Raw genomic sequence first — 22,216 nt, forward strand, 5'->3', positions numbered from 1 at the left:
GTATCGGCCTGAAACAATCAGTTCAAAAATTGGGAAGAAGCTAAATCTTGAGAACAAAGACAACTGGTTTTCCTCAAGAAGCCCCTTCATTCTAACAAATACCTGGCCGAATTAAAGCATTTACTCTAAATGCTGCACATAAAAAAACACCCCGACGAATACTCATCGGGGCTGCTATTCAGCCACATTCAATTACGTGAAATAAAAGGTCTGAAAGATAGAACATCTTACCTCTGTACCCTACGTTGCTAACTGTATAGCAAAGCAGCAGAAAGTGAAAGTAATTTATGTAATTTAGTTTCACGAAAGATGCATTACATAAAACACTTTGTTTTTCATATAGATAAAAAAATCCCCAGTACGAATACCGGGGAGTTATAAAGGTGACTAGCTAGCACTTCCTCAACTATCTAGTTAGTCAGCGGCATTCCACACAAGTTCCGCTGCTTTGAGAAAAAACTAAAAAAAATTAGAGATAGATGGCGCCATCTTCTGCAAACTCTTGTTCTTCAATGAGTTTCTCAGCCATATCTTCAATGTCGAAGCGCACACTCTCGAAGGCGCGCAGTATGTCCTCCTCCCTGACGAGGGAAAGACCAGTCATCTTTTCCAGACGCCGGCGACTGATGTAACAATCGACCAGAGCCCCTCGCTGCTGGGCCGGGAAATGGATCCGCTGTTCGTGCGCTTGCCAGTCCGCCAGCTCGGGAAACAGTATGCCTTGGTTCATAGGGTCCCCAGATTTCGTTTCAGTTCTCTCAATACCTGTTTAGTCCCTGGCCGGATTCCGCGCCACACGGTAAAGGCCTCCGCCGCCTGTTCGACCAGCATGCCCAGCCCATCCATGATCTGGCGGGCCCCCTGCTGTCTGGCCCAGCCGATGAAGGGAGTATCCGAGGCACCATACATCATGTCGTAGATGGCAATATCGGCGTGGATCAGCGCAGGGGCGAGAGGCGGAAGCTCTCCTTGCAGGCTGGCAGAGGTGGAATTGATGATGAGATCGAACACCCCCTCCAGCAGCTCATAGCGCTGGGCCGTGACGCCCCCCAGATCGTGAAACTCGGCCGCCAGTTGCTCCGCCTTGGCGTGGGTGCGGTTGGCAATCACCAGTTCGGCCGGATGCTCGGCCAGCAAGGGCGCCAGGGCACCACGGGCGGCGCCCCCTGCGCCCAGCAGCAGGATCCGGCCGCCCGTCAGGGTCACGCCGTGGGCCTTGAGATCCGCCACCAGACCGGCACCATCGGTATTGTCTCCCAGCAGCACGCCATCGTCGGTCAGCTTGATGGTATTGACCGCCCCAGCCCGCTTGGCCCTCGGGCTCAATCTGTCGACCAGCGCGAAGGCCTGCTCCTTGAAAGGGACAGTAACATTGCACCCCTTGCCCCCTTGCGCAAAGAAGGCGCGCAGGGCCGTGGCAAACTCGTCGATGGCGGGTTCGGCCAGACCATATTCCAGCTCTTGCTGGGTCTGCCTGGCAAACAGGGTGTGGATAAAGGGGGATTTGCTGTGGCGCACCGGGTGGCCAAAAACCAGATAACGATCCATCAAGGAGTTCCATCAGAGGGCAATATTCCGATTTAACGGGTTTTCTCGCGCGGGAACAAGCCGAATATCGGCCAGTAAAAAGGGGCCATCATGGCCCCTCTGGTCACAGCCACTCTCGTGGCGTGAGGTAGTCAGTGTAGAGCAAGGCCTCCGGACTGCCCGCTTCCGGCTGCCAGTTATACTCCCAGCGGGCCAGTGGTGGCATAGACATCAGGATCGACTCGGTACGTCCGCCGGTCTGCAGGCCGAACAGGGTGCCCCTGTCGTAGACCAGATTGAACTCCACATAACGACCACGGCGATAGAGCTGGAACTCCCGCTCCCGCTCGCCATAGGGCTGGGCCTTGCGCCGCTCGACAATCGGCAGGTAGGCATCGAGATAGCCCTTGCCGACCGCCTGCATGAAGGCAAAACAATCCGCAAACGGCCAGCGATTCAGGTCATCGAAGAAGAGACCGCCCACACCGCGCGTCTCGTTGCGATGCTTGAGGAAGAAGTAGCGATCGCACCAGGACTTGAACTCGGGGTAGACCTGCTCGCCAAAGGGTTGGCAGAGGTCGTGCGATACCCGGTGCCAGTGCTGCACATCCTCGGCAAACGGATAAAACGGGGTCAGGTCGAAACCACCGCCGAACCACCAGATGGGCGCTTCGCCCTCTTTCTCGGCGATGAAGAAACGGACGTTGGCGTGGCTGGTCGGCACATGGGGATTGTGCGGGTGGATCACCAGCGACACCCCCATGGCCTCGAACTTGCGACCCGCCAGCTCGGGCCTGTGGGCCGTCGCCGAGGCAGGCATGGCATCGCCATAGACGTGGGAGAAGTTGACGCCTCCCTGTTCGATCACGGCGCCATGGCGCAACACTCGGGTACGACCACCACCGCCACCCTCGCGGCACCAGGCATCTTCCACAAAGTGCCCGGCACCATCGGCCTGCTCCAGGCCACGGCAGATCTCGTCCTGCAACTGCAACAGGAAGGCCTTGACCTGGGCCACGTCCGGTTTGCTCATCTTGTCTCCAGTCAGGCAGGATCTTGAACGCCCTGTCCATTTTATTGTGATGTCACACCCAGGGCTCAAGGCCCATGTGCATTGCGGTAAAAAAGGGTCAGCCCGCCCCACTCAGGAGGGGCGAATGATGGCGCCGGTTCTGGCGTCCTTGATCTCGGAAGGATTGGCCTGGCCCCCGACCTCGCCGGGCAGGACATAGGCCAGCTGGCTGGCCAGCACCTTACCGATCTCGGCTAGCCGACGGGCAGGCTCCTCGCCGGTCAGGTTGGCACTGGTGGAGACCAGTGGCTTGCCGAAAGCGCGGCACAGGGCCTGCACCTGAGGATGGGCCGTCACCCGCACAGCCAGGGTGTCGAACTGACCGGTCAGCCAGGTCGGCGTCGCGGCTCGAGCGGGCATGATCCAGGTGAAGGGGCCGGGCCAGCTGGCCTCGACCCGGGCCAGCTGCTCGGCGCTGAGCTGGCTCACATCGATATATTCCTGCAGTTGCGCCAGATCGGCGGCGATCAGGATCAAGCCTTTCTCCACCGGACGCTGCTTGATGGCCAGCAGACGCTGCACCGCCAATTCTGAGTCGGGATCACAACCCAGACCAAACACGGCCTCGGTGGCATAGGCGATCACCCCTTCACTGTGGAGGGCGGCAACCGCTTGTTCAAATTCGTTGGGCATAGAAAAAATGCGGCAGCCAGGCTGCCGCCTCATCACTTATTTGGATTGAACCTGTTAGAGCGACAACCGCCGGTACACATCCGTGCGTCCTGTTATAAAGCGCGAACATGTCCGGCTGGTTGCCGCTTTATCACTTATTTGAGCAGTTGAGCCTGCAGGGCGGCATCCTTGGCCATCACCTCTTCGGCATTCTTCTGGCGTTCGGCACGTACCTTAGCCGCCAGCTCATCATTTCCGACCGCCAGCATCTGAGCCGCCAGATAGCCCGCGTTCTTGGCGCCGGCCTTGCCGATCGCCACGGTTGCTACTGGCACGCCGCCCGGCATCTGCACGGTAGAGAGCAGCGCATCCAGTCCCTTGAGCGGGCCGCCATCGATGGGCACCCCGATCACGGGACGGGTGGTGATGCCGGCAACGGCACCGGCCAGGTGAGCAGCCAGACCGGCAGCACAGATAAAGACCTTGCAGCCACGGGCCTCGGCATCGGTCACATACTGATGAGTCGCAGCCGGGGTACGGTGCGCAGAGGTAACCTTGACTTCCACTGTGATATCAAACGACTTGAGGACTTCAAGGGTAGATTGCATCACGGGAAAATCAGAATCAGAGCCCATCAATACGGCAACAAAGGGTTTATTCATGGTGGGAATTTCCTTACTCCAAGTGGGGGGTTGAAGTTCGCCGAAAACGTTTCAATTTGGTTACGGCGGCGGGATTATACCTGCTCACTTTGATGGCCGCATTTCTTTTGCGGGCAGATCCACCTCAGATTTCCCCTCACTTTCTTCTCTACCATGATGCCCCAGCCACATTCGGGACAAGGCATGGGGATCGGCTTGTCGTTAACCACATATTTACAATGGGGATACCCATCGCAGGAGTAAAACTGCTTGCCATAGCGGGAGGTGCGACTCACCAGATGACCCTTGCCACACTCGGGACAGAGGATCTGGGTATCGTCGCTTTCCTGCAGGGATTCGATGTGCTGGCAGGCCGGATACTGGGTGCAACCCACAAACAGACCGTAACGCCCCTTCTTGATCGCCAGCGGCTGGCCGCAATCCGGGCAGGCCGAACCTTCGAGCACTTTCTCGATGTCGCGGCCGGATGGCGTCAGGGAACGGATATAGTCACAGGTGGGATAGGCGGAGCAGCCCAGAAAGGGGCCATGCTTGCCCTGTCGGATCACCAGCTCGGCACCACACTGCGGGCACGGCTCTCGCTCGAACGCCTGTTCGTGGGCAGAAAAGAGATGATGATCGATTTTTGACATGGGCCGCGCCTTGAAATCCAGATGGCCTGAATTCTACCAGCGCGGCACCGGACTGTCAGTGAATGACGCCGTCTGACTCATCAAACACCAGCTCTTCCATCTGCTGGTAGGCATTTTCACTGCCCGGTACGTTGAACAGCACCATCATGACGACCCACTTCAAATCGTCCAGCTCGATATCCGGCTTGTCCAGCTCGAGCAGACGCTCGATGCAGATCTCGCGGGTTTCGGCATTCAGTACCTGAGCCTGTTCCAGGAACAGCAGGAAGCCACGGCATTCGGTGCTGAGGCGAGCCAGCTCTTGCGGGGCATAGATACGCATCGAGCCTTGCGCGCTGGCGGTGACGTACACCTCCCGCTCGCTATCGTGCAGGTTGGCCAGTCGCTCCAGCCAGTCGAGCGCCTTCTCGATCTCGTCTTTATCGAAACCGGCCCGACTCAGCTCATCGGTGAGTTCATCCTGCTCGACCATTACATCTGCATCGCTGTGGATGTAGGTCTCGAAAAGGTACATCAATACATCAAACATGATTCGCCCTCCTCGCTCTGACGTATCCACCGGCTACCGCCATCACTGCACCGGAAAGCTCCAGCTCTACCAACCTGCCCAATGCCACTTCGACAGGAAGCTGGGCCCGTTCGGCGACGGTATCCACGCTCGTGGTCTCATAATCTACGTTATCCAACAAATCGGCATAAGGCAATTCGCTATTATGCCGTTGCTCAGGCAATCCAGCCGATTTCCGTGCCAGGCTGACCAATCCGGGAAGCTCTTCCACTATATCGGCCGCGCTCAATACAAGTTTGGCCCCCTGCTGGATTAATTTGTTGCAGCCCAGCGCCTGCACATTCTGCGGCGCACCGGGAACGGCAAATACCTCACGCCCCTGCTCCAGCGCGTAGCGGGCCGTGATGAGTGAGCCACTCTGTTCGGCCGCCTCCACCACCAGGGTTCCGAGTGCCAGGCCGCTGATGATGCGATTGCGACGAGGGAAATGTTCGGCCAGCGGCCCCTTGTCCGGCGCCAGCTCGGAGATGAGCACACCCGCGTTCTCCAGGATCTGGCCAGCCAGCCCCTGATGACGCTTGGGGTAGAGGCAGTCGAGCCCTGAGCCCAGCACGGCGAGCGTGATACCACCAGTCGCCAGGGTCTGCTGATGACAGACACCATCGATACCGAGCGCGAGTCCCGAGGTGATCGCCAGACCGCACGCCACCAGTTCCGCACACAGGCGCGCGGCATTGTCCTTGCCGGCATAGGTGGGGTGGCGCGTACCGACCATAGCCAGCTGTGGAACAGACAAGGCGGCAAGATTGCCACGACAGTAGAGCAGCAAGGGGGCGGCGGGGATCTCTTTCAACAGGTCAGGATAGGCGGGATCATCGGGGCAGAGCAGGTGATTGCCAGGCTCGGTGGCCCAGCTCAGCCCCTGCTCAACCGAAGGCAGTGGCCATCTTAGCTGCCGTATCTGGGCCGAGTGCAGACCAAGCGCCCGCAAACGACCATCATCACTCTCAAACAGGGCGGCGATATCGCCACCGAAGTGGGCAAGCAGACGGGTGGCGGTGGCTGGGCCGATACCGGTGACGGCATCCAGCGTCAGCCACAACGAGACCCGCCCGAGTGGAGGTGGCACGTTAGAAGTTACTGACCTGATAGCCGGAGCTGACCATGTCCTGGCTCTGCATGATGAGGCCGTAGCTCAGCTTGTCGTACACCTTGAACAACATGACCCTGGCCACCGCCTCCGAGGGCAAAGGGGGTTTGCCGGCCGAGTAGAAGGCCTTGTTGTAGACGGAAGAGTACTCCTTGTACGATACCTTGCCGTTCTTGCTCACCAGCTTGGCACCGGGGCGCCGGATCTCCAGCACATCGCCGGGGGCAAGCTGATCCCGCAGCCCCCGGTTGATGAGCACGACATCAAACTTGCCACCACCACGGGCCTTGCTCGGCAGATCGACTATGTAGCCTGGTGAGATCACGGGCGCCGCCTTCGGAGTGAACACGGCGGAGAGCGTTTCCTGCGGCGGGAAAGGCATCACCTTGTCCCCCTGATACACCTCTCGCTGATTGTGACTGAGGGTGACCCGGGTGCGATCATCCGGCAGCCGTTCCTCGGCTCTGGCCGTGCCGACAAAGACCGCCTCCTGCCCCAGCAGCTCGCCGGTTTGCTTGTCCTTGTAAACCGTGCCCGGGTGATAGATGCCGTAGTCCTGACCAGGCATCAGCGATCCCTGCACATAGAGGGTGTCGCCCTCCAGCATGCCGATGTGGGCCTCGTTGTTGCCGAGCACATAGGGCAGCTTTTTCGCTTGCTGGTTGTCGGCCAGAATGTGGTCGGTTTGCAGGAAGGGGCCTATTTCGCTGAGCGGCAGCGTCGGGACCGGATTGGCCTTGTTCTCGTAGCGGCTCTTGGGCGAGAGATGGACTACCGGCTTGCCCCCCGATGTCGCCTTGCCGAGCCTAGGCTCGCCGTTGACCCAGCTCAGATGCAGCACGTCACCGGGGTAGATCCAGTGCGGATTGGCAATCTGGGGATTGATGTTCCACAGGCGGGGCCAGAGCCAGGGCTCTGCCAGATACTGGCCCGAAATATCCCAGAGGGTGTCGCCTTTTTGCACGACATAACGCTCGGGATAACCCGCTTTCAATTTCAACTGATCGGCCAAGGCACCCTGGCTCAGAGTGGCCAGCAGGCAGGCGAGGATGGTTTGCTTCAGATACATAACACTCCCTGTTACTTCTGCACGCAAAGTGTTGCTGTTTTTTGTCGGCGTAAATGACTAGAATTACGCCAATATTGACTGCATTTATACGAAACTAAAGAAAAAACTATGGCCATTCTAGATGTATTGCGTTTTCCCGATGAACGTCTGCGCACTGTCGCAGTCCCTGTCGAGACCTTTACACCCGAGTTACAACACATTGTAGATGATATGTTCGAAACCATGTACGCGGAGGAAGGCATAGGCCTTGCCGCCACTCAGGTCGACATTCATCAGCGCATCATAGTGATCGATGTCTCTGAAAACCGTGAAGATCCTCTGGTATTGATCAACCCCGAGATCCTCGAGCAATCCGGCAGCACCGGTATCGAAGAGGGTTGCCTCTCGGTGCCCGAGCACCGCGCTCTGGTGCCACGCGCCGAGTGGGTCAAGGTGCGCGCGCTGGATCGCAACGGCAAGCCATTCGAGCTGGAAACAGACGATCTGCTCGCCATCTGCATACAGCATGAGATGGATCATCTGGTCGGCAAGCTGTTTGTGGACTACTTGTCCCCGCTCAAGCGCCAGCGCATTCGCCAGAAGCTGGAAAAGATGGCCCGTGAAGATCGCAAAATCCTCTGAGGATCTGCCCCATTGAATAAGCTGAAACTGATTTTTGCCGGTACTCCCGACTTCGCCGCCCGTCACCTGGCGGCGTTGTTGTCTTCCGACCACGAGGTCGTTGCCGTTTACACCCAGCCAGACAAACCGGCCGGTCGTGGCCAGAAGCTCACCGCCAGCCCGGTCAAGGAGCTGGCCCTTGCCCATGATCTGCCGGTCTACCAGCCCGCCTCCCTGCGCAAGGAAGAGGCGCAGGCCGAACTGGCTGCCCTTGGCGTCGATCTCATGGTGGTGGTTGCCTACGGCCTGATCCTGCCCAAGGTGGTGCTCGATACACCGCGCCTCGGCTGCATCAACGTGCACGGCTCCCTGCTGCCGCGCTGGCGCGGTGCCGCCCCTATCCAGCGCGCCATCTGGGCAGGTGATAGCGAAACCGGCGTCACTATCATGCAGATGGATGTGGGGCTGGATACCGGCGCCATGATCCGCAAGGTGAGCTGCCCTATCGCCGCCGATGAGACCTCCGCCAGCCTGTATGACAAGCTGGCCGAGCTGGGCCCGCAGGCACTGGTCGAGACCCTCGATGCCATGGCCGCCGGTGAAACCGCTGCCGAAGCGCAAGATGATGCGCTGGCCAACTACGCCGAGAAGCTCTCCAAGGAAGAGGCCCGCATCGACTGGGCCATGGAGGCTGTTGCCATCGAACGCTGCATCCGCTCGTTCAACCCCTGGCCCATCAGCTGGTTTGAAGTAGCTGACCAGACCATCAAGGTATGGCAAGCCACCGTCATCGACAGTGACCATGGCCAGAACGCCGGCACCCTGCTCAAGGCCGACAAGCAGGGGATCGACATCGCCACCGGCAAGGGCGTGCTGCGCCTGCTCACTCTGCAACCGCCCGGCAAGAAAGCCATGTCCGTCTCGGATCTGCTCAACTCTCGCCGCGACTGGTTTGAACCCGGCACGCAATTGAATTGAACCAAGCGGGGCCCAGGCCCCGACTTGCGCATCTAAGGTAACATTATGAAAACACGTGCACAGGCCGCTCTCGTTATTCAACAGGTGCTGGATCAGGGTCAATCCCTCTCCGCTGTTCTGCCTGCTGCCCAGGAGAAGGTTGCGCCCCGCGATCGCGCCCTCCTGCAAGAACTCTGCTATGGCACCCTGCGCTGGCTGCCCCGCCTCGATGCGGCGGTCAACGAGATGATGGACAAGCCGCTCAAGAACAAGAGCCGCATCTTCCACTATCTGATCCTGGTCGGTCTCTATCAGCTCATCTACACCCGCATTCCGGCCCACGCCGCCGTGGCCGAGACAGTCAATGCCGTCAAGCTGCTCAAGGGCACCTCCTTGCGCGGCCTCATCAATGGTGTGCTGCGCAACTTCCAGCGCAGCGCCGAAGTCATCTTGCTGCGCATCGACCGCGTTCCCAGCATTCGCCTCGGTCATCCGGAGTGGCTCACCAAGCGCCTGCGCCAGGCCTATCCCGAAGATTGGGAATTCATCATGGAGGCCAACAACCAGCGCCCGCCCATGTGGATCCGCAACAACAGCCAGCGCCAGAGCCGCGAGCAGATGCTGGCCCGCATGGCCGAAGTGGGCATCAATGCGGTGGCCGGTGAGGAAGGGGAAGATTGCATCCTGCTGGAACGCCCTTGCGACGTGACCAAGCTGCCCGGCTTCGAGGCAGGCGACTGCTCGGTACAAGACGGTGCTGCCCAGCAAGCAGCCCGACTGTTAGACCCGCAACCGGGCGAATGGGTGCTGGATGCCTGCGCCGCCCCCGGTGGCAAGACGGCTCACCTGCTTGAGCGTCAGCCCAAGCTGGCCGGCGTGGTGGCCGTCGATGCCGACGAACATCGCCTCAAGCGAGTGCAGGAGAACCTGGATCGCATCGGCCTCAAGGCCGAGGTGATCCACGGTGATGCCAGCACCCCGGAACTCTGGTGGCCCAAGGGTCAGTTCGATCGCATCCTGCTGGATGCCCCCTGCTCCGCCACCGGCGTCATCCGCCGCCACCCCGACATCAAGTGGCTGCGCCGGGATCAGGACATCCGTGAGCTGGCCGAGCTGCAGCGCCGTATTCTGATCGCTCTCTGGTCGAAACTGAAAAGCGGCGGTACTCTGCTCTACGCCACCTGCTCAGTGCTGCCGGAAGAGAACCGCGAACAGATCCGCGCCTTCCTGGCTGCCACCCCGGATGCCACTCTGGTGCCGCTGCACGAACAGGACACGCCGGCGTGCCCGGGCCGCCAGTTCCTGCCGGGCGAAGCCGAGATGGATGGCTTCTACTATGCCAAGCTGATAAAGCGGTAAGCAGAGCAATGGCCATGAAGATGACGGGTGCCGGTTGACGGCACCCATTACTGCGCAACATCGAGCAAGCTTTCCCTATGAGAATCATCATGTTGACGACTGACCCCGACCAGATTGCCATCCGTTGCAACGCATCCTCGTTCCCTGAGGGGTCCCTATGAAGATCATCATTCTGGGCGCTGGCCAGGTCGGTGGCACCCTGGCCGAAAACCTGGCCGGCGAGAACAACGACATCACCATAGTCGATACCGACAGCGACCGGCTGCGGGAGCTGCAGGACAAGTTCGACCTGCGGGTGGTGAATGGCCACGGTGCCCACCCCAAGGTGCTGCGCGAAGCGGGCGCCCAGGATGCGGACATGCTGGTCGCGGTCACCAACAGTGACGAGACCAACATGATCGCCTGCCAGGTGGCCTACTCCCTGTTCAACACCCCGAACAAGGTGGCGCGCATTCGCTCCCCCGCCTATCTGGTGGAGCGGGATCGCCTGTTCCTGCCGGAATCCGTGCCGGTAGATCACCTGATCGCCCCCGAACAGCTGGTGACCGACTATGTGCGTCGGCTGATCGAGTATCCGGGTGCGCTGCAGGTGGTGGACTTTGCCGGTGGCAAGGTGGGTCTGGTGGCGGTCAAGGCCTACTACGGCGGCCCCCTGGTGGGCAATGCGCTCTCCACCCTGCGGGATCACATGCCCAACATAGAGACCCGGGTCGCCGCCATCTTCCGTCAGGGCCGCTCCATCCGTCCGCAAGGCACCACCATCATAGAGGCGGATGACGAGGTGTTCTTCGTCGCCGCCGCCGGCCATATCCGGGCCGTGATGTCGGAGCTGCAGCGCCTCGAGAGCCCCTATCGCCGCATCATGATCGTCGGCGGCGGCAACATAGGGGCCGGCCTCGCCCGCCAGCTGGAGAAGCGCTACAGCGTCAAGCTTATCGAGCGCAACCAGAAGCGGGCGGAGCAGCTCTCCGAGGTGCTGGAGAACACCATCGTCTTCTGCGGCGATGCGGCAGATCAGGAACTGCTGGCCGAGGAGCACATAGACCAGATCGACGTCTTCATCGCCGTGACCAACGAGGATGAAGCCAACATAATGTCGGCCCTGCTCGCCAAGAAGATGGGCGCCAAGAAGACAATGGTGCTGATCCAGCGCAGCGCCTACGTGGATCTGGTGCAGGGCGGCTCCATCGACATCGCCATCTCGCCCCAGCAGGCCACCATCTCGGCCCTGCTGACCCACGTGCGCCGGGCCGACATCGCCAACGTCTACAGCCTGCGCCGTGGTGCGGCCGAGGCCATCGAGGCCATAGCTCACGGTGACGAGAACACCTCCAAGGTGGTGGGCAAGACGGTCGGCGAGCTCAAGCTGCCGCCCGGCACCACAATCGGCGCCATAGTGCGCGGTGATGAGGTGCTGATTGCCCACGATCGCACCCGGATCCAGCAGGATGACCACGTGGTGATGTTCCTGGTGGACAAGAAGTACATCCCAGAAGTGGAACGGCTGTTCCAGCCAAGTCCCTTCTTCCTGTAATCTGCCCATGCACCCAGGCAGCGCAAACCAGACCCGGCACAGCCTTCCAAGGGGATTGTCCGGGTCTTTTGTCAATCAACGACCAGGTTATCTTGCATGATCAAGCTGCGTCCCATCATCTTCACGCTCGGGCTGGTGCTCTCCAAGCTGGCCCTGTTCATGTGGCTTCCCACCCTGCTGGCGCTGCTCACCGGCTCCGAGGGGTTCGTCGAGTTCTTGAAATCCGTGCTGATCACCCACGGCGCGGCCCTGCTCTGCCTCCATTACGGCCGCAAGGCGGTGTTCCACCTCGGCGTGCGCGAGATGTTCCTGCTCACCACCTCGGTCTGGGTGGTGGCCTGCATCTTCGGCGCCCTGCCCTTCTTCTTCATCAACCACATCGACTTCACCGATGCCTACTTCGAGACCATGTCAGGGGTCACCACCACCGGCTCCACAGTGCTGTCGGGGCTCGACGGCATGGCCCACAGCATCCTGCTGTGGCGCTCCATATTGCAGTGGCTGGGGGGTGTGGGTTTCATAGTGATGGCGGTGGCCGTGCTGCCCTACCTCAACGTGGGCGGCATGAAGCTGTTCCAGACCGAGAGCTCGGATTGGTCGGACAAGAGCGCGCCACGCGCCAAGACGGTGGCCAACAACATAGTGGTGGTCTATCTGGTGCTCTCCATGCTCTGCTTCCTCGCCTACTGGGTGAGCGGCATGACGCTGTTCGAGGCGGTCAACCACTCGATGACCACCCTCAGCACCGGCGGCTACTCCACCTCGGATCAGTCCATGTCCCACTTCTCCAACTCGGCACACTGGATCGGCACCCTCTTCATGTTCCTCGGCGGCCTGCCCTTCCTGCTCTATGTGCAAGCCCTCTCCCGCCGTGACAACAGCCTGCTCAAGGATGCACAGGTGCAGGGCTTCTTCTGGCTGGTGATCTGGGTCACCGTCGTCGTCACCTTCTATCTGTGGATAAGGGACATTTACGGCTTCATGGATGCCTTGCGCATCAGCAGCTTCAACATAGTCTCAGTGCTCACCACCACAGGCTTCGGCCTCGGCGATTTCGGCACCTGGGGGCCGCTCACCAGCATCATCTTCATCATCTTGCTGGCACTGGGCGCCTGTTCCGGCTCCACCGCCGGCGGCCTCAAGATCTTCCGGGTACAGGTGGCGTTCGCCCTGTTCAAGAAACAGATGCGCCAGCTGATGCACCCCTCCGCCGTCTTCCCGCAGAAGTACAACGGTCGTCCGGTCAACGATGCCATCATCCGCTCCATGATCTCGTTCGTGCTGGCCTACTTCGCCGTCATACTGCTGATCGCCGCCCTGCTCGCCGCCATCGGGCTGGATCCCCTGACCGCCATCTCGGGCTCCATCACCGCCGTGGCCAACGTGGGTCCCGGCATGGGCCCCGTCATAGGACCCAGCACCAACTTCGCCACCCTGCCGGACTCGGCCAAGTGGATACTGTCGTTCGGCATGCTGCTGGGGCGGCTCGAGATCCTGACAGTGGCCGTGCTCTTCTTCCCCTCCTTCTGGAAGCAGTGATCAAGTTGCACTCCGCAGTTCGCCGACAAACGAAAACAAGAAGGGCAGCCAATGGCTGCCCTTCTTCCTCTCATGCCGAGCATGACCATCCACCTCACTCGGCGGACTCTTCCCGCTCCAGCGCGCGGTTGACCAGCGGCTCGGGCAGCGTTTTGGTCACCTCGACCCCCAGCTCGCGGAAGCGCTCGGCCTGGGCGATCAGGTTGCCACGACCGTTGACCAGCCGCCCCATCGCCTTGTCGTAGCTCTCCTGCGCCTTGTGCAGGCTGCCCCCCATCTGCTGCATCTCCTCCACGAACAGCCGCAGCTTCTCGTAGAGGCGACCGGCCCGCTCGGCGATCTGGCGGGCATTCTGGTTCTGCCGCTCATAGCGCCACAGGTTCTCTATGGTGCGCAGCGCCACCATCAGGTTGGTGGGGCTCACCAGCAGTATGTTGTTGTCGAGGCCGTAGCGCACCAGGGAGGGATCGGCCTCCACCGCGGTCAGAAAGGCGGGCTCCACCGCCACGAACATCAGCACATAGTCCAGGGTGCGCACCCCGGGCAGTTGCTGGTAATCCTTGCGGCCCAGCTCGCGGATGTGGTTGCGCACCGAGGCGACGTGCTCCTTGAGCGCCACCGCCTTGCCCAGCTCGTCGTCCGAGTTGTACCAGCGCTCGTAGGCGGTCAGCGACACCTTGGCGTCTATGATGATGTCTTTTTCCTGGGGCAGGTGGACTATGACGTCGGGCTGGTAGCGCTTGCCCCTGTCCACCTCGATATTGACCTGGGTATGGTACTCGTGGCCCTCGCGCAGGCCGCATTCGCTGAGGATCCGCGCCAGCACCACCTCACCCCAGTTGCCCTGCTGCTTGCTGTCCCCCTTGAGGGCGCGGGTCAGGGCCGCCGCCTCTTCGGTCATGCGGGCATTGAGCTCGGCCAGACGCTCCAGCTCGAACTTGAGGCTGTGGCGCTGGGCCGTCTCCTGGGCGTGGGTCTCTCCCACCTGACGACGAAAGCCCTCGAGCTGCTCTTTGAGCGGAGTCAGCAGCAGATCCAGGCTGTTCTGGTTCAGTTCGCGGAAGTTGCCGGAATTTTGTTCGAAGATACGGTTGGCGAGGTTTTCAAACTGCTGGCTGAGGCGCTGCTCCGCCTCCTGCTGCAGTTGCAGCTTCTCGGCGGCGGCCAGCCGCTCGCTGCGCAGGGTGGCTTCGGCATCCTTGAGGCGGGCAGTGAGCTTGATCAGCAGAGTCTGCTGCTGATCCAGCTTCTGCTGGCCCTGCATCCGCTCGTCCTGCAACTCGTCGAAGCGATCCTGCAGCGCCTGATGGCGCTCTTGTGCCAGCATCAGCTCCTGAGCCTGCGCCGTGGCGGCCCGACGCCCGATCAGCCAGCCAAGCCCGAGAGCCAGCACGGCGGCAGGCAACAAGATCCCCCAGAGCCCGGGCTCGATCATTTGCGGCTCCGCTGACGCAGGAAGAGCTCGAGGTAGCGGTTGAGCAACAGCCAGATCACCACATAGAGGAGGTAGGCGGCCAACACCACCCACTTGTGACTGTTAACCCCGGTATCGAGCTCGGCGAACTCTATATCCTTGATGCGGCAGTAGCCCCACATCAGCAGGGGGAAGATATACAACAGCGACGCACGCCACAGAAATAACCACATGAGTTCATTCAATCCCGCAAAAAGACTCGCCTAGCTTACACAAGGGCAACCCGGCTTGCGATCCTGGCCGGCGCTATTCTCTGGCTTGCCAGCCGAAACTTGGATAAAATTAACCCCTAATAGGTATCAGGGGTGAGCATGACTCATTTTTTCTGTCGATGGCTGACGCACGCATTGGGGGGCTCCCGCAAACCGGACGTGGTTTGTCACGAGGCACGCCCGCCCTGGGCCATCGAAGAGTCCCAGTACCTCTCCCTCTGCACCCGCTGCGGTGAATGCTTCAAGGCCTGTCCCAACGGCCTGCTCAAACCGGCAAGCCAGCCCGAATACGAGGGGACCGCCATCGCCGGCACCCCAGTGCTGGATCTTGCCTGCGGCCAGTGCAGCTACTGCGGCAGCTGCGCCAGGGCCTGCCCGACCGGCGCCCTCGACCTGCAGTGGGGGCGACAGGTGCAGACCCGGGTACAGATAGAGGCGAGCTGTCAGGCCAAGCAGGGCTTCTACTGCCTGCTGTGTGAAGATGCCTGCCCCCAGCAGGCAATCAAGGCCACCGCCGACGGCGTCAGCGTCAACATGGCGGCCTGCGATGGCTGCGGTGCCTGCGGCCTCGCCTGCTTCCATGGCGCCATCACCCTGATCCCCCAGCTCTGACCCGAGCCGCCACCCTAGTCTCAAATACCAGAAAGCAAAAAGGGGCCCGTGGGCCCCTTTGTCATGTCCGGCGCGGCGTTTATGCCATGGCCAGGATGGAATCCTGTTCGATGCCGAGCAGGTGGCAGAGCCGGGTCGGATCGCGCACCGCATCGGCCAGGGTGTATTCCCCCAGCACCTCGAGGAAGGCGTTCATGGCGCGGCGCAGTATGCCCTGGATACGGCAGCCACCGGAGAGGCGGCAGTTCTCGCGCTTGCAATCCACCGGGCAGAGCACGTGTTCCATGTCCATCACCACATCGCGCAGGTTGATGGAGACGGCGGAGCGGCCGAGGCGGATGCCGCCATGCTTGCCACGCACCGTCTCTATGTACCCCTTGATGCCGAGCTGGTGCACTATCTTGACCACGTGGTTGCGGGAGATGGCAAAGGTATCGGCCACCTCTGTGATGGTCGACAGGCGATCTCCCGGCTGAACCGCCAAAAAAGTCAGGGTACGCAGGGCATAGTCGGTAAATCGTGTCAGTTGCATGGTCGCACTTGCCTCTTACTACAAGCCAGAAATCAGGACGACAACCTAAAGCTAAGAAGCGGGGCCGCGCTTGCGCTTGCACGGAGTACGCATCTTAATCTGAGTCGTGGAGTGACAAGGTTAAGAGCAGCTCAGGCGGGTGTCGATGAAGATGCACATAAATCGACACTTTCTTTGATTGATCGCAAACTTGCAGGCTTAGTCCAAGGTTTGGGGTGTTTTTGGCGGCTAAATTCGCCTGTCTTCCCCACACACCCGAGTGAATTAACCTGCACCATACGAAACCGTTTATCAGGATTCAGTGAGGCTGCCTGAGCCAGTTTTTCAAGGCGCTGGAGGGAATCGAGCTCTCGGAAGCGACCGCGAAGGCACCCCAATCCACCGCGCACTGCAAGGCATCCTGGATCGCCATGCCACGGGCCAGCCCGTGAATGAGGCCGCCGGCGAACGCATCCCCCGCCCCCGTGGTGTCCACCACGGACACGGGCCGCGCCGCCACCCGGATCTGCTCCTCGCCGTGAATGGCCACGGCTCCTGCCTTGCCTTCGGTCAACACCAGCCACTCCAGCTGCTCACCCGCCAGCTGGCGGGCATGCTGCCAGGGGTCGCTCACCTCGCCGAGATCGGAGCGGGAGGCCACCAGCACGTGGCAGGGGCGGCGCGCCTGCCCGCCCTTGGGATACTGGGCCACCACGAAGCTCTTGCCGAGCATCTGTCGCATGTAGCCGATGATGGCGGTGCCGGGATAGTTCACGTAGAGGCAGTCCACCCCCTCCAGCGGCAAGTCGCCGGGCAGATCCGGGCGACGCGGTCGCCTGAGGATGGTGCGCTCGCCGGTGGAGTCCACCAGGATCAGCAGCTCGCCTGTCTCGCCGCCGAACCGCTCCACGTGGGAACAGTCCAGCCCATAGCTCGCCGCCTGCTCCAGCAGCCAGTCGCCCGCCTCATCCAGCCCGATGCGGGAGGCTATGGTCACCTCGTGGCCGGCCCACACCAGCCCTATGCCGGTGTTGGCGGCGCCGCCCCCCAGCCGGCGGCCCTGATCCACGTATTGCAGGCGGGCTCCGGCCACCAGAGGTTCGGAGAGGGAGAGCACATGATCACAGTTGAGATTGGCGAGCAGCAGAATACGGGACATGGAGAGACCTCACTGACAAGGGATCCCAGTATATGAGAAAGGGCCCTGACGGCCCTCCCTGAAATCGCGGGGTTTGTGAGCCCGCTCGACGTTTGCCGGCCGGCTTCACGCTGCTGCGTCAGCCCAGCACCGACTCGGCGCTGACGTACTCGTAGCCGAGCGCCTGGGCCACCGCCGCCTGGGTGATCTTGCCCTTGAACACGTTGAGACCGGCCCGCAGGTGCTTGTCATCCCTGAGCGCCTGGGCGTAGCCCTTGTCGGCCAGCGCCAGCACGAACGGCAGGGTGGCATTGGTCAGGGCGAAGGTGGAGGTACGCGCCACGCCGCCCGGCATGTTGGCCACGCAGTAGTGAATGATGCCGTCCACCACATAGGTGGGCTCCTCGTGGGTGGTCGGGTGGGAGGTCTCGAAACAGCCGCCCTGATCGATGGCCACGTCCACCAGCACAGATCCCTTGCGCATCAGCTTGAGCATGTCGCGGGTCAGCAACCTGGGCGCCGCCGCCCCCGGGATCAGCACGGCGCCGATCACCAGGTCGGCCTGGGCGATGCAGGCCTCGATATTGGTGCGGGTGGAGTAAAGCGTCTTGAGGGCCGGGCCATAGAGGCTGTCCAGCTCCCGCAGCCGCGGCAGGGAACGATCCAGAATGGTGACATCGGCTCCCAGTCCCAGCGCCATGCGCGCCGAGTTGACACCGACCACACCGCCGCCCAGCACCACCACCTTGGCGGGCGCCACCGCAGGTACGCCACCGAGCAGGGTGCCATTGCCCCCCTGCGCCTTCTCCAGGCTGTGGGCCCCGGCCTGGATCGCCATCCGCCCCGCCACCTCGGACATGGGCGCCAGCAGCGGCAGGCCGCCACGCTCGTCGGTCACAGTCTCGTAGGCGATGGCCACAGCCCCCGAGTGCACCAGCAGCTGGGTCTGCACCGGATCCGGCGCCAGGTGCAGATAGGTGAACAGCAGCTGATCCGGGCGCAGCAGTTCACACTCCTCCGGCTGGGGCTCCTTCACCTTCACTATCATCTCGGCCCGGGCGAAGATCTCCGCCGCACTGGCCACCAGCTCGGCCCCGGCCGCCTGGTACTCGGCGTCGGACAGTCCGATCGCCTCGCCTCCCAGCTGTTGCACCAGGACCTTGTGTCCCCGGGCCGCCAGCTCCTGCACTCCGGCGGGAGTCATGCCGACCCGGTATTCATGGTTTTTGATTTCCTTGGGTACGCCAATAATCATGCTCGCTCTCCTGCTGTGATCCCGCCGGTCGCTCCTTCGCCACCGGGCAGTATGCCCAAAAATTGCAACAGCCACTGCATCATGGTGGCCGAGTCCACTTCCCCCTCCAGCGAGGAGAGGCTGCGCTGATAGCGGTCGTCGGACAGAAAGTCCCGCCGCCGCTCGATCAGCGCCCGGTTGTACTCCACCGAAAACTCCGGATGTCCCTGAATGGCGACTATGTGATCCCCCTGCAAGAACATGAAGTTGGGACAAAAATCGTTGCCCGCCAGCCGGATCGCGCCCGGCGGCAGCTGCTCGACCTGATCCTGGTGACTGGCCAGGATCCGGATGGTTTCCAGCCCGGGCTGCATCCAGGCGCCGGTCGCCAGCATGGGATGAACTGAGACGCCGAGCCCCCAGCCCTTGGTGGATTTCACCACCTCGCCCCCCAGCGCCTGGGCGATCACCTGATGGCCGAAGCAGACCCCGGCCAGCTTGACGTCCGCATCGTGGGCCTGGCGGATCCAGCCGCGCAGCGCCTGGATCCAGGGCAGATCGCTGTAGGCATCGTGGCGCGAACCCGTGATGAGCCAGGCATCGCACCCCTGCAGGTCGTCCGGCAGCTCGCCATCGAGCGCCGACCAGACCCGAAACTCCAGCCCGGGGGCCAGGGCCCGAAAGCCCTTGATAAACATCTCGGAGTAAACGGGGCCGAAATCACCCGCCAAATCGGGGTCCAGCCGGTCACAATCGAGAATTCCCAGTCGCATCTGTAACTCCTTTACAGAGATTGCCCCCGCAGAGCTATGGCCTGCGGGGGCAACAAGTTAGGCCATGGCAGCGTGCCTGCGCGTCACTTCATGGTCGGCATGGAGAACTCGGCACCGGCGCGCAGGCTCTGTGGCCAGCGCGCCGTCACCGTCTTCATCCGGGTGTAGAAGCGCACCCCATCCGGCCCGTGCATGTTGAGCGGCCCGAAGATGGACCGCTTCCAGCCACCGAAGCTGTGAAACGCCATGGGCACGGGGATGGGGACGTTCACCCCTACCATACCGACCTGAACCCTGGCGGTGAAGTCCCGCGCCGTATCGCCGTCGCAAGTAAAGATGGCGGTGCCGTTGCCGTACTCGTGTTCGTTGATGAGCCTGAGCGCCGTCTCGTAATCCGGGGCCCGCACTATGGCCAGTACGGGGCCGAAGATCTCCTCCCGGTAGATGCGCATTTCGGGGCTCACCCGGTCGAACAGGCTGCCACCGATAAAGTAACCTTCCCCGTGACTCACGCCGCGACCATCGACCCGCAGCTGGGCCCCCTCGGCCACCCCCTGATCCACGTAAGCGCGCACCTTGGCCAGATGCTCGCGACTGATCAGGGGCCCCATCTCGTTCTCCGGGCTCTGACCCAGACCCGGCCCGACCCTGAGTTGCGCCACCAGTGGCGAAAGCTTGGCCACCAGCGCATCGGCTGTCTCATCCCCCACCACCACGGCCACCGAGATCGCCATGCAGCGCTCACCGGCCGCGCCATAGGCCGCCCCCATCAGGGCGGAAATTGCCTGATCGAGATCCGCATCCGGCATCACCAGCATGTGGTTCTTGGCGCCGCCCAGCGCCTGTACCCGCTTGCCGTGGGCCGAAGCGGTGGCATAGATGTACTGGGCTATGGGGGTGGAGCCGACAAACGACACGGCGCCGACCCGCGGGTCAGTCAGCAGCACGTCCACCACCTCCTTGTCGCCGTTGACCACGTTGAGCACACCGTCCGGCAGGCCGGCCTGCTTGAGCAGCTCGGCCATGCGCAGGGAGAGGGACGGATCCTTCTCGGACGGCTTGAGGATGAAGGTGTTGCCGCAGGCGATGGCCACCGGGAACATCCAGAGCGGCACCATGGCCGGGAAGTTGAACGGCGTGATGCCGGCGCACACCCCCACCGGCTGCATCATGGAGTGGCTGTCGACCCCCCGGCCCACGTTGAGGGAGTGCTCCCCCTTGAGCAGATGGGGGATGCCGCAGGCAAACTCCACCACCTCCAGCCCGCGAGTCAGCTCCCCCTGGGCGTCGGAGAAAACCTTGCCGTGCTCGCGGCTGATCAGCCGGGCCAGATCATCCCTGTGTTGCTCCATCAGCTCCTTGAAGCGAAACAGCACCCTGGCCCGCACCAGCGGTGGGGTCTGCGACCAGTCGGCGAAGGCGCGCTCCGCCACGGCAATGGCCTCGCCGCATTCGGCGGCCGTGCTGAGCACCACCTGGCCCTGCTGCTGGCCGGTGGCCGGGTTGAAGATGGCACCGAAGCGCTCGCTGCGACTCTCGGTCGTCTCGCCGTTGATAAAGTTGCTGACCCTGTATGTCATAAATCCTCCGTGATGGTTAATCCGTCTCTCCCTGCGCCGTCTCGCGCGAACCGGGCACAGGGAGATGGCGCCCGAATCCGGGGCGCCATGCAATTCAAGGTGAAAAGGGGTTACGCCTGCGTCTGCAACACGTCCTGCAGCAGGGTGAAGAGATCGTCGATCTGGCTGCGCTCCATGATGAGGGGCGGCGACAGGGCTATGATGTCGCCGGTGACCCGGATCAGGGCCCCCTTCTCGAAGCAGCGCACGAACACCTCGTAGGCACGCTTGCCCGGCGCATCCGGCAGGGATTCGAGCTCTATGCCCGCCACCAGTCCGTAGTTGCGCACGTCCTTCACATGCTTGCAGCCCTTGAGGGAATGGGCCGCCTCCTCCCAGTAGCCCGCCAGATCGGCGGCGCGGGTCAGCAGGTTCTCGTTGCGATAGATCTCGAGGGTCGCCAGCGCGGCGGCGGCGGCCACAGGGTGACCCGAGTAGGTGTAACCGTGGAACAGCTCGATGGCACCCTTGCCGGCGGCCATCATGTCGTCATAGATGCCGTTGCTCACCAGCACGGCCCCCATGGGGATGGCGCCGTTGGTGAGCCCCTTGGCGCAGGTGATCATGTCGGGCATGACATCGAACTCCTGGGCGGCGAAGGGGGAGCCGAGGCGACCGAAGCCGGTGATCACCTCGTCGAAGATCAGCAGGATGCCGTGTTTGGTGCAGATCTCCCGCAGCCGCTTGAGGTAGCCCTTGGGCGGCATGATGACACCCGTACTGCCGGCTATGGGTTCGACTATGACGGCCGCTATGTTGCTGGCATCGTGCAGGAAGACTATCTTCTCCAGCTCGTCGGCCAGGGTCAGGTCTTCATCGGGCAGCCCCCTGGTGAAGGCATGCTTGGCGATGTTGAGGGTGTGGGGCAGGTGATCCACCCCGGTCAGCAGGGAGCCGAACCACTTGCGGTTGCCGGGAATGCCCCCCACCGAGATGCCGCCGAAACCGACCCCGTGATAGCCGCGCTCGCGACCAATCAGCCGGGTGCGGGTGCCCTGCCCCCGCGCCCGCTGCCAGGCCAGCGCAATCTTGAGTGCCGTGTCCACGGCTTCCGAGCCCGAGTTGGTATAGAAGACATGGCCCAGCCCCTTGGGGGCTATCTCCACCAGCCGGTTGGCCAGCTCGAACGGCAGGGGGTGCCCCATCTGGAACGTCGGCGCAAAGTCGAGATGGGAAATCTGCTGGGAGACCGCCTCGGCAATCTCGCGGCGACCATGGCCCGCGTTGCAACACCAGAGCCCGGCTGTGCCATCCAGTATCTTGCGGCCATCCTCTGAGTGATAATACATCCCCTCTGCCGACTTCAGGATGCGCGGCGCCGCCTTGAATTGCTGGTTGGCGGTAAACGGCATCCAGAAGGCGGACATGTCGGAGGGCGTATTGATGTCGCTGATCGGTTTCATGGTCACCTCATCCTTAAGG

At 61.9% G+C, this 22,216-nt stretch carries 23 protein-coding genes; 6 read left to right on the forward strand and 17 right to left on the reverse strand.

All coding sequences use genetic code 11. The features are described from left to right. Nucleotides 1–469: 469 nt before the first annotated feature. The 9 genes from ACM3N8_RS19135 to ACM3N8_RS19175 all read right to left on the reverse strand — a co-directional run bounded on the left by ACM3N8_RS19135 (nt 470) and on the right by ACM3N8_RS19175 (nt 7,232). The gene (locus tag ACM3N8_RS19135; RefSeq protein ID WP_098981036.1) at nt 470–730 is read right to left on the reverse strand and encodes a DUF1488 domain-containing protein; all 261 of its coding nucleotides are present in this window, start codon (nt 728–730) and stop codon (nt 470–472) included. Then, nucleotides 727–1,548 carry a shikimate dehydrogenase gene (gene aroE / locus ACM3N8_RS19140; protein WP_290019253.1) on the reverse strand — a complete coding sequence of 274 codons (822 nt, stop codon included), beginning with the start codon at nt 1,546–1,548 and terminating at the stop codon, nt 727–729. Before aroE ends, ACM3N8_RS19135 begins: the two co-directional genes overlap by 4 nt. A 103-nt stretch (nt 1,549–1,651) precedes the next feature. Continuing rightward, complete coding sequence (gene hemF / locus ACM3N8_RS19145; RefSeq protein WP_290019254.1) at nt 1,652–2,560, reverse strand: oxygen-dependent coproporphyrinogen oxidase; 909 nt, start codon at nt 2,558–2,560, stop codon at nt 1,652–1,654. Between the two features lie 111 nt (nt 2,561–2,671). Continuing rightward, nucleotides 2,672–3,232 carry a Sua5/YciO/YrdC/YwlC family protein gene (locus tag ACM3N8_RS19150; protein ID WP_098981039.1) on the reverse strand — a complete coding sequence of 187 codons (561 nt, stop codon included), beginning with the start codon at nt 3,230–3,232 and terminating at the stop codon, nt 2,672–2,674. A 134-nt stretch (nt 3,233–3,366) separates the two neighbouring features. Continuing rightward, on the reverse strand, nt 3,367–3,873 hold the full coding sequence (gene purE / locus ACM3N8_RS19155) for a 5-(carboxyamino)imidazole ribonucleotide mutase (RefSeq protein ID WP_043136483.1): 507 nt from the start codon (nt 3,871–3,873) through the stop codon (nt 3,367–3,369). Between the two features lie 74 nt (nt 3,874–3,947). After that, the gene (locus ACM3N8_RS19160; protein ID WP_290066326.1) at nt 3,948–4,505 is read right to left on the reverse strand and encodes a type I DNA topoisomerase; all 558 of its coding nucleotides are present in this window, start codon (nt 4,503–4,505) and stop codon (nt 3,948–3,950) included. Nucleotides 4,506–4,560: 55 nt separating this feature from the next. After that, complete coding sequence (locus tag ACM3N8_RS19165) at nt 4,561–5,034, reverse strand: DUF494 family protein (protein ID WP_043136489.1); 474 nt, start codon at nt 5,032–5,034, stop codon at nt 4,561–4,563. Beyond that, the gene (gene dprA, locus ACM3N8_RS19170) at nt 5,027–6,142 is read right to left on the reverse strand and encodes a DNA-processing protein DprA (RefSeq protein WP_416016498.1); all 1,116 of its coding nucleotides are present in this window, start codon (nt 6,140–6,142) and stop codon (nt 5,027–5,029) included. The genes ACM3N8_RS19165 and dprA overlap by 8 nt, the downstream gene beginning before the upstream one ends. Before the next feature lies 1 nt (nt 6,143). Further along, entirely contained in the window at nt 6,144–7,232 is a 1,089-nt protein-coding gene (locus ACM3N8_RS19175) for a LysM peptidoglycan-binding domain-containing protein (protein WP_416016499.1), read from the reverse strand. Between the two features lie 108 nt (nt 7,233–7,340). Here ACM3N8_RS19175 and def point away from each other — a divergent pair, with 108 nt between their 5' ends. The 5 genes from def (at nt 7,341) to ACM3N8_RS19200 (ending at nt 13,221) form a co-directional block, all read left to right on the forward strand. Further along, nucleotides 7,341–7,853 carry a peptide deformylase gene (def, locus tag ACM3N8_RS19180; protein WP_290066323.1) on the forward strand — a complete coding sequence of 171 codons (513 nt, stop codon included), beginning with the start codon at nt 7,341–7,343 and terminating at the stop codon, nt 7,851–7,853. 12 nt (nt 7,854–7,865) lie between these two features. After that, on the forward strand, nt 7,866–8,810 hold the full coding sequence (gene fmt, locus ACM3N8_RS19185; protein ID WP_290019256.1) for a methionyl-tRNA formyltransferase: 945 nt from the start codon (nt 7,866–7,868) through the stop codon (nt 8,808–8,810). 45 nt (nt 8,811–8,855) lie between these two features. Continuing rightward, nucleotides 8,856–10,148, forward strand: coding sequence for a 16S rRNA (cytosine(967)-C(5))-methyltransferase RsmB (gene rsmB, locus ACM3N8_RS19190; RefSeq protein WP_241326359.1), 1,293 nt, complete (start codon nt 8,856–8,858; stop codon nt 10,146–10,148). A gap of 157 nt (nt 10,149–10,305) precedes the next feature. Continuing rightward, nucleotides 10,306–11,682: a Trk system potassium transporter TrkA gene (trkA, locus tag ACM3N8_RS19195; RefSeq protein ID WP_043136504.1), complete on the forward strand. Its 1,377-nt coding sequence runs from the start codon at nt 10,306–10,308 to the stop codon at nt 11,680–11,682. A 96-nt stretch (nt 11,683–11,778) separates the two neighbouring features. Then, on the forward strand, nt 11,779–13,221 hold the full coding sequence (locus ACM3N8_RS19200) for a TrkH family potassium uptake protein (RefSeq protein WP_043554587.1): 1,443 nt from the start codon (nt 11,779–11,781) through the stop codon (nt 13,219–13,221). 94 nt (nt 13,222–13,315) lie between these two features. Here the strand turns inward: ACM3N8_RS19200 and rmuC are convergent, their stop codons facing one another. Further along, nucleotides 13,316–14,656 carry a DNA recombination protein RmuC gene (gene rmuC / locus ACM3N8_RS19205; RefSeq protein ID WP_052449151.1) on the reverse strand — a complete coding sequence of 447 codons (1,341 nt, stop codon included), beginning with the start codon at nt 14,654–14,656 and terminating at the stop codon, nt 13,316–13,318. Then, nucleotides 14,653–14,868, reverse strand: coding sequence for a hypothetical protein (locus ACM3N8_RS19210; RefSeq protein WP_043136509.1), 216 nt, complete (start codon nt 14,866–14,868; stop codon nt 14,653–14,655). Before ACM3N8_RS19210 ends, rmuC begins: the two co-directional genes overlap by 4 nt. Before the next feature lie 138 nt (nt 14,869–15,006). Here ACM3N8_RS19210 and ACM3N8_RS19215 point away from each other — a divergent pair, with 138 nt between their 5' ends. After that, nucleotides 15,007–15,519, forward strand: a complete 513-nt coding sequence (locus tag ACM3N8_RS19215) for a ferredoxin-type protein NapF (RefSeq protein WP_098981048.1) — start codon at nt 15,007–15,009, stop codon at nt 15,517–15,519. Between the two features lie 79 nt (nt 15,520–15,598). Here the strand turns inward: ACM3N8_RS19215 and ACM3N8_RS19220 are convergent, their stop codons facing one another. The 6 genes from ACM3N8_RS19220 to ACM3N8_RS19245 all read right to left on the reverse strand — a co-directional run bounded on the left by ACM3N8_RS19220 (nt 15,599) and on the right by ACM3N8_RS19245 (nt 22,197). Then, nucleotides 15,599–16,051 carry an Rrf2 family transcriptional regulator gene (locus ACM3N8_RS19220; RefSeq protein ID WP_011704258.1) on the reverse strand — a complete coding sequence of 151 codons (453 nt, stop codon included), beginning with the start codon at nt 16,049–16,051 and terminating at the stop codon, nt 15,599–15,601. A gap of 298 nt (nt 16,052–16,349) precedes the next feature. Then, entirely contained in the window at nt 16,350–17,189 is an 840-nt protein-coding gene (locus ACM3N8_RS19225) for a PfkB family carbohydrate kinase (RefSeq protein WP_043136515.1), read from the reverse strand. A 118-nt stretch (nt 17,190–17,307) separates the two neighbouring features. Next, nucleotides 17,308–18,423, reverse strand: coding sequence for an alanine dehydrogenase (gene ald / locus ACM3N8_RS19230; RefSeq protein WP_416016500.1), 1,116 nt, complete (start codon nt 18,421–18,423; stop codon nt 17,308–17,310). Further along, nucleotides 18,420–19,175, reverse strand: coding sequence for a glutamine amidotransferase-related protein (locus ACM3N8_RS19235; RefSeq protein WP_416016501.1), 756 nt, complete (start codon nt 19,173–19,175; stop codon nt 18,420–18,422). Before ACM3N8_RS19235 ends, ald begins: the two co-directional genes overlap by 4 nt. A gap of 83 nt (nt 19,176–19,258) precedes the next feature. Beyond that, a complete protein-coding gene (locus tag ACM3N8_RS19240; RefSeq protein WP_103472671.1) occupies nt 19,259–20,755 on the reverse strand; it encodes a CoA-acylating methylmalonate-semialdehyde dehydrogenase in 1,497 nt (498 codons plus the stop codon). A 110-nt stretch (nt 20,756–20,865) separates the two neighbouring features. Then, complete coding sequence (locus tag ACM3N8_RS19245; RefSeq protein ID WP_098981051.1) at nt 20,866–22,197, reverse strand: aspartate aminotransferase family protein; 1,332 nt, start codon at nt 22,195–22,197, stop codon at nt 20,866–20,868. Nucleotides 22,198–22,216 lie beyond the last annotated feature (19 nt).

The organism is Aeromonas sp. A04, from assembly GCF_047780465.1.
GTDB lineage: Bacteria > Pseudomonadota > Gammaproteobacteria > Enterobacterales > Aeromonadaceae > Aeromonas > Aeromonas bestiarum.